This window comes from Sulfurimonas sp. hsl 1-7 (assembly GCF_030577135.1).
Taxonomy (GTDB): domain Bacteria; phylum Campylobacterota; class Campylobacteria; order Campylobacterales; family Sulfurimonadaceae; genus Sulfurimonas; species Sulfurimonas microaerophilus.
In genome coordinates, this window is the sequence record NZ_JAUIRR010000002.1 from 379,255 (window position 1) to 395,626 (window position 16,372).

A 16,372-nucleotide genomic window follows, 5' to 3' on the forward strand; every position below is an offset into this window, starting at 1 on the left:
AGTTAATAGTATAGGGAGTTTTCATGAAAAACGCAATAGTCACGGGTGCAAGCAGCGGGATAGGTTATGCACTAACAAAACGGTTGTTAGCATTGGGTTATAGTGTTATCGGTGTTAGCCGAAGTATTGATGAGGCTCTTTTTGACAATGATAATTTTAAAGCTATACAATGTGATTTAAGTGATGAGAAACAAACATTGCAACTTATAGAAAAAGTGAAAAAAGAGGAGATCTTTATACTGATCAATTGTGCAGGGTTTGGAAAGTTTGCCCCACATGAAGAGTTAAATTCTAAAACAATTACACAGATGACTTTTTTAAATCTTACCGCTCCGATGCTCCTTACAAATGCGACTCTTCGATCACTAAAACAAAACAAGGGCTACCTCATCAACATCAACTCTATCGAAGCACTCCGTTCAAGTAAATTTGCCGGCGTATACAGTGCTACGAAAGCTGGGCTCAAAGCATTCAGTGATGCCCTTTTTGAAGAGACGAGAAAATCTGAACTCAGCATCACCAATATCAATCCGGATATGACAGAGAGTAATTTTTATGATGATTTACACTTTAATGTAAGTGATGATGAAAACTCGAGGCTTTTAGCTGAGGATATCGCAGATGCCTTAGAACATATCCTTAGTATGAGAAAAGGGGCAGTTGTTAGTGAATATACTATTAGAAGTTTACACTTTGGGATAAATAAAAAGCCTAAGAGGTAATATCTAGGCTATTAATTGAATCTCTTTTAGTAGAGTTTAGAAAATCTATATTCTTTTTTATCTGTTTCATAGAAGTTGCTGTTTCAGATTTGAGTGTCTCTAAAAGCTCTATAGCAGCCTTAAAAAGGTAAATAGCACTTTCTATATCCTCTTTTTTTTCGAGTTGAGGGGTCTCGTCTAAAAGCTTTTCAAGTTGCGCAACATCCTTTTGGATGATAGCAACTTTAAGCTCATTAAGCCACATGTGTAGCATCTCTCCATGCTTCAAGCAACTCTTTAAATACGTTTGTACACTCTTCAAGTTTTTTTGCATCATTGTGCATATTCACATCTAAAAGTAGCGTAATTTGGTAATTGTATAAACCTTTTAAGTAGTGTGCAACAGCCCCACCTTCAAAGTTTAAGATAGCTACTAATTCATCTATCACAGCTATAGAACGGTTAATCCAATATACCTTTTTTTCAATGATTCCTGCATCCATAGCTTTTTTTGCCAACATATTAAATCTAAGTACACCTTCATACATAAGCTCTACTAATTTTTCTGATGATTCTATTGATACATTATTTTCTGAATAAATATTATGTGCTGTATTTGCGTACATTTCAAATCCTTTTGTTAATTATATATATATCGGTCAATTTCACTAAAAACTTTAGTTACTACTTGAAGCACTTTGCGCATTTACCATCATAATAAATGCATTCGCAGAACTCGTAAATCTTGCTATAAGAGAATCGTAAGCACCCCATTGCTGAGCCATTGTGTCATACTTATTATTCAATCTTTCAATTGCAGTAGCTTTTCTCTCTTCTAAAGATGAGATAGAGTCACTGATACTCGTTTTTAGATTATCTAAGCTTTTCCCAAGACCTGTATAAGTTTCCACTACATTATATAACTCAGTAAATGCTCCATCGATCGCCGTTGTTGTACCATCACCGTTATCATAGTTACCACCCGAGAAAAAGACCTCTACATTACCTGCATTTGTATCAAGTTTGTCATTCAATACCGTTTTATCAACTGTTAATTTTCCGTCTTTATCGATATCAAAACCATATTCATAAAGGTTACTAACACCACCCCCGATAGTATCCATTGCATTTCTAATCGCATTTTGCATATTTCTAATAGTACTATCAGAAGAGAAAAGACCACGTTCATCTGATTCTATACTATTTTTTGTTACCTTGTTTAAATAAGTCATCGCAGAATTATACTTTTCTACAAAACTATCAATTCTCATCATAATCTCATCACGATTTTGCGTAACGTCTACCGTTGAACTGCCAACCTCTTTTAAAGTGATATCGTAACCTGTTATAAGGTCAGTTACATTATTTGAAGTTCTTGTTACCAATTGTCCGTTAAACTCAAACTGCGCATCACTCCCTGTTTGTACAGCTGTCATACCTGTAGTTAACTGTGTCCCTGCAAGATTTCCCGTTGTATCTGTTATAGTAATATCTTGAGTAGTTCCCGTATTTACAGAGTTTAAAAATAAACGGAAGTCACCGCTTGCAACCTGTACAACTGTCGCGTTTACATCTGCTCCTGCAACGTTATTGATCTCTGCTTTTATATCATCTAAAGTCATTGTTTGATCATAGTTGATTGTATAATCAGTCCCGTTTACATTTAAATTCATACTCCCTGCAGCAGTTGCTACAAGACCTGCAGTTGTTGCACTCGTAAATGAACCAGACTGCTCAATCTGAGTTGTAGCTAATGAGAGAACATTTAACGTAAAACTTTGAATATCACTGTTTGCAGAAGCCGTTACCTCTACTGATGTACCACTAACACTTGTAGAACGCCCGTCATACAGAGTTGGTGATTTTAGTTCCCAAATACTATCGAATAAGTTTGTCATCGTCGCATCTAGAACATTGAATTCAGCTTGTTTATCTTGTATAGTTAATAATTGTCTTTCTAGCGGATTAATCCTTGCAGCTTCATCTGCAGCTTTTAGTTGGTCTAGTACATCCATCGTTAAAACACCCGATCCTAAACCTAATGAACTAATTGCCATGATAGATCCTTTTCTTATATATATATTATTCTTTAGGGATCATATCGACACTTTTATTAAATTCTTTAACAAAATATTGTGGTATCTTTTTTGCTATAATCTTTGCATGAATGCATTACGATTAATCGGTAGAAATAAAGAGCTTTTTCAACACGACATAGTTACACACGAGACACAACTCTCTAAAATTGTATCGGATAGTTCTTTTTTAGTTTTAGGTGGAGCCGGTTCTATCGGTCAGGCTGTTACAAAAGAGATCTTTAAACGCAATCCTAAAAAACTTCATGTAGTTGATATTTCCGAGAACAATTTAGTTGAACTCGTTCGTGATATTCGAAGTTCATATGGTTATATCGACGGAGAGTTTGCAACATTCGCTTTAGATATAGGTTCACGGGAGTATGATGCTTTTATAGCCCAAGACGGAAAATATGATTATGTTTTAAACCTCTCGGCACTCAAACATGTAAGAAGTGAAAAAGACCCTTTTACCCTAATGCGGATGATAGAAACAAATATCTTTAACACCGACAAAACACTCAAACAATCAATTGACAAGGGTGTCAAAAAGTATTTTTGCGTTTCAACGGATAAAGCAGCGAATCCGGTAAACATGATGGGTGCGAGCAAACGTATTATGGAGATGTTTGTTCACAGAAACTCTCTTAATATCGATGTCTCGATGGCACGCTTTGCCAATGTCGCCTTCTCTGACGGTTCACTTCTACACGGTTTTAATCAAAGAATTGAAAAGCAGCAGCCTTTAGTTGCTCCAAATGATATAAAACGCTATTTTGTAACCCCTAAAGAGAGTGGAGAATTATGTTTAATGTCTTGTATATTTGGACAAAATCGTGATATATTTTTCCCTAAACTCTCTGAAGCACTCCACCTGATCACCTTTTCAGAAATTGCAGTAAAATATTTAAAAGAAAAAGGGTATGAACCCTATCTGTGTAAAGATGAACAAGAAGCCAGAGAGCTTGCACATACTCTACCAAAAGCAGGAAAATGGCCTTGTCTTTTCACCCCGAGTGATACAACCGGTGAAAAAGATTTCGAGGAGTTTTTCACAGAGAATGAAATACTCGATATGCAGCGGTTTGAAAATCTTGGAATTATCAAAAATGAACTCAACTTCGATCCCGTGCTCCTTGGAAAATTCGAGCACGATATAGATATGATGCTCCAAGCACAGCAATGGAATAAAGAGCATATCGTAGCACTCTTTTTAGAGCTGCTGCCAAACTTTGAGTATGAAGACAAACATAAATATCTTGATGGAAAAATGTAATGGAAACGATTGTAAAATTTATCCAAGAACTCTACAAAACAAAAGAGTTTATACCACTGCATGAACCCCGTTTTCGTGGTAATGAGAAAAAATACCTCAACGAATGTATCGATTCCACTTTTGTCTCAAGTGTCGGTGCTTTTGTAGATAAATTTGAAAAAGATTTTGCTGCGTACGTAGGGAGTAAATATGCCGTAGCTACCGTTAACGGTACATCAGCTCTTCATATCTCGCTTCTTTTAGCAGGTGTAGAAGATAATGATGAAGTACTCACACAGCCTTTAACTTTTATTGCAACCTGTAATGCCATCAGCTATTGCGGTGCAAAGCCTATATTTATCGATGTAGAGCAGGAGAGCCTAGGGATGAGTCCTACTCATCTCAAAGAGTTTTTAGAGCAAAACTGTGTTGTAGAGGATGGAGTGTGCCGCAACAAAACAACAAACAAAGTGATCAAGGCGTGCGTGCCGATGCACACTTTCGGACATTCGTGCCAAATAGATACAATTGCCGAAATTTGTAAAGAGTGGCATATAACCCTCGTTGAGGATGCTGCTGAGAGTTTAGGCTCTTTTTACAAACAAAAACATACCGGAACATTCGGAAAAATAGGTGCTTTTAGTTTTAACGGCAATAAAATTATCACTTCCGGCGGAGGTGGCGTAATAGTCACAGATGATGAAGCCTTGGCAAAAAAAGCAAAACATCTTACTACAACGGCGAAAGTGCCTCATAAATGGGAATATGTCCACGATATGATCGCCTATAACTACCGTATGCCAAATCTCAATGCCGCCCTTCTTGTAGCGCAACTCGAACAACTCGATGATTTTTTACAATCTAAAAAAGAGATCGCAAAAAAATATGAAGAGTTTTTTTCACAATATGATGATATAAAGTTTATAAAAGCACCAAAAGGTGCCGATTCAAACTACTGGCTCAATGGAGTGCTTTTAAAAGATGAGAAAGAAAGAGATCAATTTTTGGCTTTTACAAATGAACACGGAGTGATGACTCGTCCTATCTGGAAACTTATGAATGAGTTAGAGATGTTTAAAGATGCCCAAAAAACCAACCTTGATAATGCGAAATCTCTTGCACAGAGAGTAGTAAATATCCCAAGTAGCGCCCTATGAAAAAAGATCGTATACTTCTCATCGGCGGCGGCGGACACTGCAAAAGTGTTATAGATGTTATAGAGCAAGAGAATAAGTTTGAGATCGCCGGTATCATTGATGTAGCTGAAAAAATCGGAACAAAAGTTCTTGGTTATAAGGTGATTGCTTCTGATGATGCACTTGAACAACTCTTTAAAGACTACAAGTATGCACTTGTAACCGTCGGTCAAATCCGCTCAAATACCCTTCGTATAAAACTATTTGATAAACTAAAGTCGATCGGCTTTACACTCCCAACCATCCAGTCACCCCTTGCGTACGTCTCTAGCCATGCTTCTGTCGCAGAGGGAAGTGTCATTATGCATCATGCTTTAATAAATGCCGATGCAAAAGTTGGAAAAAACTGCATTATCAACACAAAAGCTTTAGTTGAACATGATGCACAAGTAGAAGACCATTGCCATATATCCACCGGTGCCATTATAAACGGGGGTGTTGTAGTGAAAGAGGGAACCTTCGTCGGTAGTCAGAGTACAACAAAAGAGTACCGAGAGATCAACGGTTTTATCAAAGCCGGGAGCATTGCAAAATGAGTGTTTTTATCATCGCTGAAGCGGGAGTGAACCATAACGGCTCTATTGAACTGGCAAAAAAACTGATCGATGTAGCAAGTAAGGCGGGAGCCGATGCGGTAAAGTTTCAAACTTTCAAAGCTGAAAAACTCGTAAGTAAAAATGCCGACAAAGCCGCTTACCAAAAAGAGACAACCGATTCAGAAGAATCGCAGTTTGACATGATCAAAAAACTTGAGCTTGATCTGCAAACACATCAAGAACTCTTAGCCTACTGTAAAACAAAAAACATTATGTTCCTCTCAACTCCCTTTGATCATGAAAGTATTGAACTTTTAGACAATCTTGGATTAAAAATCTTTAAAATCCCGAGCGGTGAGATAACAAACCTCCCATATCTAAGAAAGATAGGCGAGCTTAACAAACAAGTGATTCTCTCTACGGGAATGGCTGATATGGGTGAGATTGAAGATGCTTTAAATATTTTAATAAATGCAGGTACTTCTAAAAACAATATCACCATCCTCCATGCAAACACAATGTACCCTACCCCTATGGAAGATGTAAATTTAAAAGCGATGAATACCATAGGAGACAGTTTCGATATAGCCTATGGATACAGTGATCACACGTTGGGTATAGAGGTAGATATCGCGGCAGTCGCGATGGGAGCGAGTGTGATTGAGAAACATTTTACACTCGATAAAACGATGGAAGGCCCAGATCACAAAGCGTCACTAGAACCACATGAATTAATTGCAATGGTAAAGGCTATACGCAATATTGAACTAGCACTCGGTGACGGAATTAAAAAACCCTCTCCAAGTGAAACACCTAATATCGTAGTTGCGAGAAAATCAATTGTAGCGGCACAAGATATACAAAAAGGGGAGCTTTTCACTGGGGAGAACCTTACCATCAAACGTCCTGGAAACGGTATAAACCCTATGCAATGGGATAAAATAATCGGTACTCAAGCTCAAAAAGATTACACAAAAGATGAACTGATATGAGAAAAATCTGTGTAGTAACGACAACCCGGGCAGAATATGGACTTTTAAAACCTCTTATGGAGGAGATCAAAAGTGATTCTCTATTGGAATTACAAACGCTTATTACAGGGACACATTTAGAAGCAGAATTTGGTGAGACATATAAAGAGATAGAAAAAGATTTCGATATCACTGCCAAAGTGCCCATGGAACTCTCTAGTGATACAGCAAAAGATCTATCGTGTTCTATGGCAAAACTTCAATGCGATATAACAAAAACACTCCAACAACTTAAACCAGATATAGTAGTAATTTTAGGGGATCGTTATGAGATACTCAGCGTTGCTACGGCTGCATTTATGCTCCATATCCCTATTACCCATATTCATGGTGGAGAGGTAACCGAGGGGGCTATTGATGATTCGATCAGACATGCTGTTACAAAACTTTCTCACCTCCATTTTACATCTACAGAGATCTATAAACAAAGGGTTATTCAACTCGGAGAAGATCCAAAAAGAGTGTTTAATGTCGGAGCATTAGGAGTTGAAAACTCTAAAAAAGTTCAACGTTTAAGTAAGAAAGATTTTGAAGACTCTATCGGTTGTGAACTTGGAGAAAAGAATCTCCTTCTTACCTACCATCCGCAGACGATCTCTGAATTAACACCCAAAGAGCAATTTCAGGCACTTTTAGATGCTCTTGACCAGTTTGAAGATATAAAGATCATTTTTACTAAAGCAAATGCCGATGAGGGTGGAAAAATAATCAATACGATGATCGATGAGTATGTTAGTAATAATTTACACAGGGCAGTCTCGTTTACCTCTTTAGGGCAACTGCGTTACTTTAATGCCATTAGATATGTTGATGCCGTTATAGGCAACAGTTCAAGCGGGATTTTAGAGGTACCGAGTTTTAATAAACCTACGATCAACATAGGGGATCGTCAAAAAGGGAGAGTCATGGCCAAGAGTGTCATCAACTGCTCTGTCAATAAAAACGAGATAGTTAAAGCTATCGAAAATGTATATAAAAGCAAAGAAAAAACTTTCACAACAACAAAAAACCCGTATGAGGGAATAAAAACTGCTCACACTATCAAAGAAGAGTTAAAAAACGTTTCATTACAAACAATTTTTCAAAAAAGTTTTTATGATTTAGGAGGGGATGATGCAAAAATATAAAGAGATACTGTTACATAAACAAGCAACTATCAAAAAAGCCCTGGAAGTTATCGATAAAGGGGCAATGAGAATTGCTATTGTTTTAGATGACAATGAAAGAGTTGTAGGGACACTTACCGATGGAGATATTCGCAGGGGTCTGCTTCACGGTCTTACACTCGATTCTTCTATAGAAGATCTTTATTTTAAAGAACCAACCTTAGCAACTATCAACGATTCTAAAGAACTTATAGTTCAAAAAGCTATTCGTAAACAGATCTATCAAATCCCGATTATCGACAATGACGGCAAACTCGTAAAGATCGAAGACCTCGCAAACCTCTTAAAAACCAATGCGAAAAAAAATCATGTAATACTTATGGCCGGCGGTCTGGGTACACGTCTAAGACCTTTAACACATGATGTTCCAAAACCCCTTCTAAAAGTGGGAAATAAACCGATACTTGAAACTATTATTGAAAACTTTGCAAAATACGGTTTTGTAAATATCACTATCAGTGTGAACTACAAAGCGGATATGATAAAAGAGCATTTTGGTGACGGAAGTGCTTTAGGGGTGAACATTGACTATATCCAAGAGACTCAAAGACTCGGTACTGCAGGGGCACTCAGCCTTATAAAAGATAGACCGCAAGAGCCGTTTTTTGTCATGAATGCAGATCTGCTTACAAATGTTAATTTTGAACATCTTCTTGATTTTCACTCATTTGAGCATTCTGTAGCGACCATGTGTGTACGAGAGTATGATTATCAGGTTCCTTATGGAGTGATCCAGACTGATGGAAGCCGCATCACTGCCATAGAGGAGAAACCTGTTCATAAGTTTTTTGTCAATGCCGGTATCTATGTACTTTCACCTCAAGTTTTCGAGTATATTCCAAAAGAAGAGTTTTATGACATGCCGACACTTTTCGAAGATATCATTAAAGATGATCTAAAAACCATCTCTTTTCCGATCCATGAGTATTGGCTGGATATCGGTCGTATGAGTGACTTTGAACAGGCACAAACTGAATATGGTGAGATATTTTAATGCTTAACGGGAAAACTTTTTTAGCTGTTATTCCTGCACGAGGCGGCAGTAAACGCTTGCCCCGAAAAAATGTTTTAGATTTGGCAGGCAAACCGCTGATAGGATGGAGCATTGAAGCAGCGCAAAAAAGTAAGTATCTAGATGCTCTTGTAGTCTCCAGCGATGATAGTGAGATCTTAGAGCTTTCCAAAAACTACGGAGCTGAAACACTACTGCGTCCGCAGGAATTAGCAAGTGATACGGCAACTACCTTTGATACACTAAAACATGTAATAGAGAACTCAAAAGAATATGACTACATTGTTTTACTCCAGCCTACAAGTCCTTTAAGAACGGCTCAGGATATAGATGAGGCGATAAAGTTTCTCATTAACAAAGACGCTGAGGGCATAATTTCTGTTTGTGAGATGGAGCATAGTCCTCTTTGGAGCAATACACTATCTGAAGATAAGTCAATGGAGCATTTTTTAAAAGAGGAAGTGCTCAACAAGCGAAGTCAAGATTTAGAAACATATTACAGGCTCAACGGTGCAATATATATTGCCAAAATAGATAAATTTTTAGAAAACGGTAGCTTTTTTCTGAAAAATAATATTTTCGCTTACGAGATGCCGCAACAACACTCGATCGATATAGATACAAAGATCGACTTTTTATTTGCAGAACTTCTACTAAAGGAACAGAATGGATAATCAACGCATAGAGCAAGAAGCACAAGAGAAATTTCAAAAAAACTTACTATTTTTTCAAAAAGAAGTACCCGTTCTATATGAAAAATTAATGGCTTTTGAAAATGCAATCGCCAATGGTTACTACACACAAAAGTATAATTTAGAGTATACAAAAGAGGGATATTTTGATGTCCAAGAGATAGAGAGTGGAAAATGGCTTTACGGTGTTAATAGTGACAAACATGCCGAAATAATTGCTAAAAATATAGATTATTCAAAACAAGACAACCTCTTTGAAACTTTTAGAGACTTAACATTTTCAGAGGAAAGTTTAAAGCAGTATGAAGAGATGGATATCGTAGATTCTTCACTCTCAACTATTGCTCCGATCGTACATTATACGAATCAGTATGCTTCAAAAGAAACAACAACTATGAAAAAGATTTACAAGTTTATTTTTATGGGTGTTGGACTTGGACTACATCTTATAAAAGTGCATGAAAAAATCCATGCTACTACATATTTTATAGTAGAAGATGACCTTGAACTATTTTATCTATCACTCTATGTTACTGACTATCAACTTCTTAAAGATGATGGCGTAACAATCATCTTTTCTATCTTTGACGATGAAGAAGCATTTAGATATAAAGTATATTCATTCTTACGTACAATGCCTGTATATAACCACTATCTAAAATACTTCCCTCTTCTAAGCCATTCAACAGAAAAACTAAAGATTATGCATAGTGCTATCATCTCTCAAGATTACCTGAAGTTCCCTCATTCAGCAGTAATGCAGGTATATCTAAGACCATTGGAATATCTCAAAGAACAATACAAGTTTGTCAGTATTAACGGATTAAAAAAAGCTTCAATTTTCCATACAAATCCTATCTTAGTTCTTGGGGCAGGTCCCTCTTTACAAAAAGATATAGAATGGGTTAAAAACAACAAAGGACACTTCATTATTATTGCCGTAAGTGCTGCTTTAGGCTTATTGGAGAAAAATAATATAAAGCCTGACATCATTATCCATGTTGATGGATTTGAAGCGAGTATGAAACACCTTGAAAAGGTCTCTTCTATGGAGTTCTTTGATGACAGTATTACTCTTTTTGCCTCTTTTACATACCCTGAATTTGCACAAGCTTTCAAAAAAGAGAATATGTACATCTTCCAAGCGGCAGCTTCAATCAAAAAAGATTATGGACATATTACGGCTTCAAATGTTGGTATTATGAGTTATGTGTTATCTATATATTTCGGAGCAAAACAGATCTATACACTTGGTCTTGATATGGCGCTGGATGCTGAAACAGGGCAAACACACCTTGAAGGACATCTCCATAGTAAAGCACTTGATATTAAACATGAACTCGATTTAGAAGAGGATATTAACTATCATGAAACAGTTCTTTCAACTAAAGGAAACTTTTTAGACGAGGTTCCGACTACACCACACTTTATCGCTTCACTTATGGAGATTAAAGGGATAGTACGAAATCTCCAAAAAGATGATCAACACTCTTTTAACCTTTCAGACGGAGCATATATCTCAAATACTACGCCACTTAAAAGTGAAGATTTCGATCCTCAGTCACTTCCGGTTCTTGATAAACAAAAACTCTTTAAAGATTTAAAATCAACTTTTGAAGATGCCTCTGATATTGGACTTACTCAAGAGGAATATCAAGATATACAACAACGTGTTATACATGCAAAAAACATCTTAAAACGTATAGAGGAATTTAAAACACTTAAGTTTAGTTCTATAGACCAATACCACTACGATCTTTTAGGATTGTTTATAGATATACTGACAGAACATGATGTTGAAGAAGCAAAAGATACGAATAATATCATTACACTCTATATTCAAATGATAAGCGGATACCTGTTTGACTTTATAAATACGAAAGAGATTGATAATCCAAAAAGACATATCAAAAAATTAAATAAACTGCTTGTTACACAATTAACACGTGTTGTAACATACTATGAAGAGTTTTTGGAGAACTTTTTAAAATCTGTAGAGCATCACTAGGAGAAAATCTCCTAGTGAAAAGAGGGATAAGACTTTAAAAAAAGTCTTTAAATACTTAGTTTACTACTGAAGTAATCTAAGAACATTTTGTTGAACAGCATTAGACTGACTCATAGCATATGAACCAGATTGCGCTAAAATGTTTCTTTTGTTGAAGTTTGCAGACTCAGCAGCAAAGTCAACATCACGAATTTGAGATTCAGCAGCTGTTACGTTTACTTGTGCAGTTGTAACGTTTCTGATAACTGATTCAAGTTGGTTTTGTGCAGCACCAAGACTTGCTCTTAATGTATCGATTGTTCCAAGTGCAGAATCCATCGCTGAGATTGTAGCTTCAGCAGCAGACTGAGTAGAAACACCTGCAGTACCAATTACATTTGATGCAGTCATAGAATCAATTGTTGTTTTAGTTGTTTCACCAGAGTACGCACCAACATGGAATGTAAAACTACTATTAGTAAATAATGTTTTACCATTGAATTTAGTTTGTGTATTAATGAAACTTGCAGAACTGATAAGACGATTAACCTCAGTCTGAATATAACTTCTTGAAGCAGAATCTTGAGTATCATTGGCAGATTGAACCGCTAGTGTACGAATACGTTGAACGATATTTGTATACTCTTGTAATGCACCGTCAGCAGTTTGGATAAGACCGATTGCATCATTTGCATTGTTTGTTGCTTGACCAAGACCATTTGCTTGTGCTTTTAGTTTATCAGCAATAGCAAGACCAGCTGAATCATCAGCAGCTTTGTTAATTCTTAAACCAGAAGAAAGTTTTGTTAAACTGTTATCTAATTGAACATTGTTTAACGTAGCATTTCTGTGTGCAGTCATTGCACCAACGTTAGTATTAATTCTAAAACCCATAATAAATCCTTTTCTATGGAAGAGCCTTTCGCTCTTGTAATTTAAAGTTTATCTTCAGGCTTCCTTGCCCTAGATGTTAACTAAATCGACACCTAAAAAAATAACTTTAGAAAATTTTATCTTTTTTTTCACTTTTTTTATATTTAAAGTTTTTGTGCTAAACTTTCGGACTTAAAACACTATACTATATTATATAGGATTATATTTGAACTTAATTATCGTCGAATCACCAGCAAAAGCTAGAACTATTAAAAACTTTTTGGGGAAAGATTATGATGTGATTGCATCCAAGGGTCACATTAGAGATCTACCTAAATCACGTTTTGGTATAGAGATAGATGAAGAGACTCATACTATCGTTCCAAAATATTCTGTGGCAAAAGAGAACGCTCCAACAGTAAAAGAGATAAAAGAAAAAGCCAAAAAAGCAGATACTATCTATATCGCGACCGATGAGGACCGCGAAGGGGAAGCGATTGGATGGCACATAGCACACGCTATCAAAAAAGATCCTCAGGAACTACCGCGTATAGTATTTCACGAGATCACGAAAAATGCTATTAAACATGCACTTGAGTCTGCTCGTAAAATAGATATGGATATGGTAAATGCGCAACAAGCACGTCGTTTACTTGACCGTATCGTTGGTTATAAACTCTCTCCTTTATTAAGTTCAAAGATCCAAAAAGGTTTAAGCGGCGGTAGAGTTCAGAGTTCAACTTTAAAACTTGTAGTTGATCGTGAAAAAGAGATCAAGGCATTCGTTCCTGAAGAATATTGGAGCATAGATACAACTTTTAAAACAAATATTGAAGCAAATCTCATTAAACATAAAAGTGAGAAGATAGAAAAACTTACAATTAAAAACAAAGAGACTGCTGCTGCAATAGTTGAAAGTGTAAAGAACGATAGTTTTACAATCGAAAAGATTGAAACAAAACAGAGAAAGAGTTCAACTCCGCCACCGTTTATGACTTCAACTCTACAACAAACGGCGTCTTCAAAACTCGGTTTTTCTCCGAAAAAGACTATGATGCTGGCACAGGCACTCTATGAAGGTGTAAAAACTCCTGATGGGACGAGTGGTGTTATCACATACATGAGAACCGATTCACTTAACCTTGCAAAAGAAGCTGTAGACGCTGTTCGCGGAATTATTGAAAGCCGTTACGGAGAAAAATATCTTCCAAAAAGTGCAAAAGTTTACACTAAAAAAGCAAAAGGTGCACAAGAGGCTCACGAAGCCATCCGTCCTACAATGTTGCAGTTTACTCCTGAGGTAGCAAGCAAATACCTTAAAGCTGATGAGTTAAAACTTTACCGTCTTATTTATGAGCGTTTCATGGCGTGTCAAATGGAAGATGCAGTATTTGAGCAACAATCTATCATTTTTAAAGGGAATGAAAACGAGTACCGTGCAAGTGGTAGAAAACTGATTTTTGAAGGTTTCTACAAAGTAACGGGAACTGAAGATAAAGATAAACTGCTTCCAACTTTAAAAGAGGGTGATACAGCTGAGATCGAGAAGATCAAACCGGAGCAACACTTTACCGAGCCACCTTCACGTTACTCTGAAGCAAGCCTGATTAAAAAACTTGAAGCTGAGGGTGTTGGACGTCCATCGACATATGCACCGACTATCGCGACACTTACAAACAGAACATATGTAAGTATTGAGAAAAAGCAGATCATCCCGACTGAGATCGCTTTTACGGTTACAGAAATCTTAGAAAAGCACTTCTCTAACATTGTAGATATCAACTTCACTGCAAATATGGAAGAACAACTCGAGGAGATTGCAGAGGGTGATATAGACTGGGAAAAACTTCTTATCGATTTTTACGATAAGTTTATGCAGCAAATCGAAGATGGTAAAGAGCAGATAGTTTCACTAAAAATGGCAAAACCTCTCGGACGTAACTGCCCTAAATGTGGAAGTGAACTGCTTCTTCGTTCCGGACGTTTCGGTCAGTTTGTTGCATGTAGCGGATTCCCTAAATGTAAATACACTGAACAAGTGGATGAAGAGGGCAACAAAATAGAGAAAAAAGAGGAAGTTGCAGAGGATAAATGTGACAAATGTGGTGGAGACATGGTAATTAAAAATGGTCGTAACGGTCAATTTTTAGCATGTGCGAACTACCCTGATTGTAAAAATACGAAAAGTATCCAGGTTGAGGAAAAAGTGAGTGAAACTCCTTGTCCGGACTGTGGCGGAAAACTGAGTCTGAAAAACTCAAGACGTGGGCCGTTCTGGGGATGTGAAAACTATCCGGATTGTAAATTTATTTCAAAATTTGAACCAACAACTATTAAGTGTACACAAGATGGCTGTGACGGCGTGTTAGCTCCACGTACATTTAGAAACAAAGAGGTATATGAGTGTGTTAAATGTAAGACAAAAACACCTCGTGAAGAGATTGATCAGAAATAAAACCTCAAAACTTTCAAAAACATCTGTAAAGATAGGTATTATTTCTGATTCCCATACTAAAGCAAATCGTGCTATAAAAGCTATCGATATGCTTTTAGAAAAGGGAGCTGAATTTTTTATCCATGCCGGTGATATCGTTGAAGAAGAGACATTACAATATTTAGAAAACACCGGGAAAAGATATGTAGCTGTTTACGGGAACAATGATGCCCATTTAGTGTATCTGCACAACAGGTACAATTTGGTACAGGAACCGAACTACTTTAAACTAGCGAGTACAACATTTAAATTGATGCACCTGCCCTTTTATATGTCTAACGATGCCGAAGTGGTAATATTTGGTCATACACATAAGTTTAGTGTAGAATACAAAGGGGAAACACTCTACCTCAATCCCGGAGAAGTGTGTGCAAGAAACAAACCACTCTCAGAGTGTGTACTGCTAGAAGTAACGCCCCAGCTATTTGATGTAAAATATTTTACAAGGAAGAAAAAAAAGGAGTTTACACTTGAAAAAGAGCTCTCCTTTGAGAGGAAATAGAAGATGAGTGAGAAAATATTTTTATGCTCGATCTGTAATATCAACAGCGGTACATGTAAAGAGGATTGTAAATTTTGTTCTCAAAGTGTGAGATATAAAGCTGACATTGAACGTTATAAACAAAAGCCTATTGAAGAGATCAAAAAAGAAGCGATTGCAGCCCGTGATAACGGTGCACTCGGATTTTGTTTAGTAACTGCAGACAAAGGGCTTAACGACAAAACGTTAGAGTTTGTATGTTCTACTGCTAAAGAGGTGCAAAAAGTGGCACCTGAACTTCGCCTAATTGCATGTAACGGTACAGCTTCTGTAGAGCAGTTACAAGAGCTAAAAAAAGCGGGTATTAAAGCATATAACCATAACTTGGAAACTAGTGAAGCTTTTTATCCGCAAATCTGTACGACACACCCGTGGAGCGAGCGCTTTGAAACATGTCAAAACGTTAACGAAGTTGGACTGGTTCTTATTAGCGGCGGGATCTTCGGACTTGGTGAAACGCAAGCTGATCGTGAAAGTATGTTAGCATCACTAAAAGAGCTAAACCCTACAAGTGTACCGATAAACTTTTACCATCACAATCCTGCTTTAGAGTTACAGCCAAATCCTCTAAAAGTGGAAGAAGCACTGGAGTTAATAAAACTCACTCGCGAAACACTTCCTGATGCTGAGCGTATTATGGTTGCAGGGGGACGTGAACTTATGTTTGGCGAAAGACAAACGGAGATCTTTAAATACGGTGCAAACTCTATAGTGATTGGAAACTATCTTACAACTGCAGGTCGTGAGATGAATAAAGACTTGGAGATGCTCAAATCACTGCATCTTGAAGTGGCAACAAAGGTAGGAAAATAA

The 16,372-nt window shown here is 36.9% G+C and carries 16 protein-coding genes; 12 read left to right on the forward strand and 4 right to left on the reverse strand.

Annotated elements, in window-relative coordinates; genetic code table 11:
* The first annotated feature begins 23 nt into the window (after window positions 1-23).
* On the forward strand, window positions 24-722 hold the full coding sequence (locus tag QWY88_RS05635) for an SDR family oxidoreductase (RefSeq protein WP_304544953.1): 699 nt from the start codon (window positions 24-26) through the stop codon (window positions 720-722).
* Here the strand turns inward: QWY88_RS05635 and QWY88_RS05640 are convergent.
* From QWY88_RS05640 to fliD, 3 genes are read right to left on the reverse strand one after another with little or no spacing between them, the layout of a single operon-like run.
* The gene (locus QWY88_RS05640) at window positions 712-966 is read right to left on the reverse strand and encodes a hypothetical protein (RefSeq protein WP_193113758.1); all 255 of its coding nucleotides are present in this window, start codon (window positions 964-966) and stop codon (window positions 712-714) included. The genes QWY88_RS05635 and QWY88_RS05640 overlap by 11 nt on opposite strands.
* Window positions 956-1,327, reverse strand: coding sequence for a flagellar export chaperone FliS (fliS, locus tag QWY88_RS05645; protein WP_304544956.1), 372 nt, complete (start codon window positions 1,325-1,327; stop codon window positions 956-958). Before fliS ends, QWY88_RS05640 begins: the two co-directional genes overlap by 11 nt.
* Before the next feature lie 51 nt (window positions 1,328-1,378).
* Window positions 1,379-2,758, reverse strand: coding sequence for a flagellar filament capping protein FliD (fliD, locus tag QWY88_RS05650; protein ID WP_304544958.1), 1,380 nt, complete (start codon window positions 2,756-2,758; stop codon window positions 1,379-1,381).
* Between the two features lie 106 nt (window positions 2,759-2,864).
* On the opposite strand from fliD, the gene QWY88_RS05655 reads away from it, so the two are divergent.
* From QWY88_RS05655 to QWY88_RS05690, 8 genes are read left to right on the forward strand one after another with little or no spacing between them, the layout of a single operon-like run.
* Window positions 2,865-4,052, forward strand: coding sequence for a UDP-N-acetylglucosamine 4,6-dehydratase (locus QWY88_RS05655; protein ID WP_304544960.1), 1,188 nt, complete (start codon window positions 2,865-2,867; stop codon window positions 4,050-4,052).
* A complete protein-coding gene (locus QWY88_RS05660) occupies window positions 4,052-5,188 on the forward strand; it encodes a LegC family aminotransferase (RefSeq protein WP_304544962.1) in 1,137 nt (378 codons plus the stop codon). The genes QWY88_RS05655 and QWY88_RS05660 overlap by 1 nt, the downstream gene beginning before the upstream one ends.
* Window positions 5,185-5,763 (forward strand): acetyltransferase, encoded by a 579-nt coding sequence (locus tag QWY88_RS05665; RefSeq protein WP_304544964.1) that lies wholly within the window; start codon window positions 5,185-5,187, stop codon window positions 5,761-5,763. Before QWY88_RS05660 ends, QWY88_RS05665 begins: the two co-directional genes overlap by 4 nt.
* Window positions 5,760-6,755 (forward strand): N-acetylneuraminate synthase, encoded by a 996-nt coding sequence (neuB, locus tag QWY88_RS05670; RefSeq protein ID WP_304544966.1) that lies wholly within the window; start codon window positions 5,760-5,762, stop codon window positions 6,753-6,755. Before QWY88_RS05665 ends, neuB begins: the two co-directional genes overlap by 4 nt.
* Window positions 6,752-7,921: a UDP-N-acetylglucosamine 2-epimerase gene (gene neuC / locus QWY88_RS05675; protein ID WP_304544968.1), complete on the forward strand. Its 1,170-nt coding sequence runs from the start codon at window positions 6,752-6,754 to the stop codon at window positions 7,919-7,921. The genes neuB and neuC overlap by 4 nt, the downstream gene beginning before the upstream one ends.
* Window positions 7,908-8,954 carry a nucleotidyltransferase family protein gene (locus QWY88_RS05680; RefSeq protein ID WP_304544970.1) on the forward strand — a complete coding sequence of 349 codons (1,047 nt, stop codon included), beginning with the start codon at window positions 7,908-7,910 and terminating at the stop codon, window positions 8,952-8,954. Before neuC ends, QWY88_RS05680 begins: the two co-directional genes overlap by 14 nt.
* The gene (locus QWY88_RS05685; protein WP_304544972.1) at window positions 8,954-9,646 is read left to right on the forward strand and encodes an acylneuraminate cytidylyltransferase family protein; all 693 of its coding nucleotides are present in this window, start codon (window positions 8,954-8,956) and stop codon (window positions 9,644-9,646) included. The genes QWY88_RS05680 and QWY88_RS05685 overlap by 1 nt, the downstream gene beginning before the upstream one ends.
* Complete coding sequence (locus tag QWY88_RS05690; RefSeq protein WP_304544974.1) at window positions 9,639-11,672, forward strand: motility associated factor glycosyltransferase family protein; 2,034 nt, start codon at window positions 9,639-9,641, stop codon at window positions 11,670-11,672. The genes QWY88_RS05685 and QWY88_RS05690 overlap by 8 nt, the downstream gene beginning before the upstream one ends.
* 63 nt (window positions 11,673-11,735) lie before the next feature.
* Here QWY88_RS05690 and QWY88_RS05695 read toward each other — a convergent pair whose 3' ends face one another.
* The gene (locus QWY88_RS05695) at window positions 11,736-12,545 is read right to left on the reverse strand and encodes a flagellin N-terminal helical domain-containing protein (RefSeq protein WP_193113753.1); all 810 of its coding nucleotides are present in this window, start codon (window positions 12,543-12,545) and stop codon (window positions 11,736-11,738) included.
* A gap of 205 nt (window positions 12,546-12,750) precedes the next feature.
* Between QWY88_RS05695 and topA the strand changes: the two genes are divergently transcribed.
* The 3 genes from topA to QWY88_RS05710 are packed head-to-tail and all read left to right on the forward strand — an operon-like array spanning window position 12,751 to window position 16,372.
* On the forward strand, window positions 12,751-14,979 hold the full coding sequence (topA, locus tag QWY88_RS05700) for a type I DNA topoisomerase (protein WP_304544976.1): 2,229 nt from the start codon (window positions 12,751-12,753) through the stop codon (window positions 14,977-14,979).
* Complete coding sequence (locus QWY88_RS05705; protein ID WP_304544978.1) at window positions 14,957-15,520, forward strand: YfcE family phosphodiesterase; 564 nt, start codon at window positions 14,957-14,959, stop codon at window positions 15,518-15,520. Before topA ends, QWY88_RS05705 begins: the two co-directional genes overlap by 23 nt.
* Before the next feature lie 3 nt (window positions 15,521-15,523).
* Window positions 15,524-16,372, forward strand: a complete 849-nt coding sequence (locus tag QWY88_RS05710) for a biotin synthase (protein WP_304544980.1) — start codon at window positions 15,524-15,526, stop codon at window positions 16,370-16,372.

Coding starts and splice junctions, on each gene's coding strand:
- QWY88_RS05635 (WP_304544953.1), top strand. CDS start 24: ATGAAAAACGCAATAGTCACGGGTGCAAGCAGCGGGATAGGTTATGCA.
- QWY88_RS05640 (WP_193113758.1), bottom strand. CDS start 966: ATGTGGCTTAATGAGCTTAAAGTTGCTATCATCCAAAAGGATGTTGCG.
- fliS (WP_304544956.1), bottom strand. CDS start 1,327: ATGTACGCAAATACAGCACATAATATTTATTCAGAAAATAATGTATCA.
- fliD (WP_304544958.1), bottom strand. CDS start 2,758: ATGGCAATTAGTTCATTAGGTTTAGGATCGGGTGTTTTAACGATGGAT.
- QWY88_RS05655 (WP_304544960.1), top strand. CDS start 2,865: ATGAATGCATTACGATTAATCGGTAGAAATAAAGAGCTTTTTCAACAC.
- QWY88_RS05660 (WP_304544962.1), top strand. CDS start 4,052: ATGGAAACGATTGTAAAATTTATCCAAGAACTCTACAAAACAAAAGAG.
- QWY88_RS05665 (WP_304544964.1), top strand. CDS start 5,185: ATGAAAAAAGATCGTATACTTCTCATCGGCGGCGGCGGACACTGCAAA.
- neuB (WP_304544966.1), top strand. CDS start 5,760: ATGAGTGTTTTTATCATCGCTGAAGCGGGAGTGAACCATAACGGCTCT.
- neuC (WP_304544968.1), top strand. CDS start 6,752: ATGAGAAAAATCTGTGTAGTAACGACAACCCGGGCAGAATATGGACTT.
- QWY88_RS05680 (WP_304544970.1), top strand. CDS start 7,908: ATGCAAAAATATAAAGAGATACTGTTACATAAACAAGCAACTATCAAA.
- QWY88_RS05685 (WP_304544972.1), top strand. CDS start 8,954: ATGCTTAACGGGAAAACTTTTTTAGCTGTTATTCCTGCACGAGGCGGC.
- QWY88_RS05690 (WP_304544974.1), top strand. CDS start 9,639: ATGGATAATCAACGCATAGAGCAAGAAGCACAAGAGAAATTTCAAAAA.
- QWY88_RS05695 (WP_193113753.1), bottom strand. CDS start 12,545: ATGGGTTTTAGAATTAATACTAACGTTGGTGCAATGACTGCACACAGA.
- QWY88_RS05710 (WP_304544980.1), top strand. CDS start 15,524: ATGAGTGAGAAAATATTTTTATGCTCGATCTGTAATATCAACAGCGGT.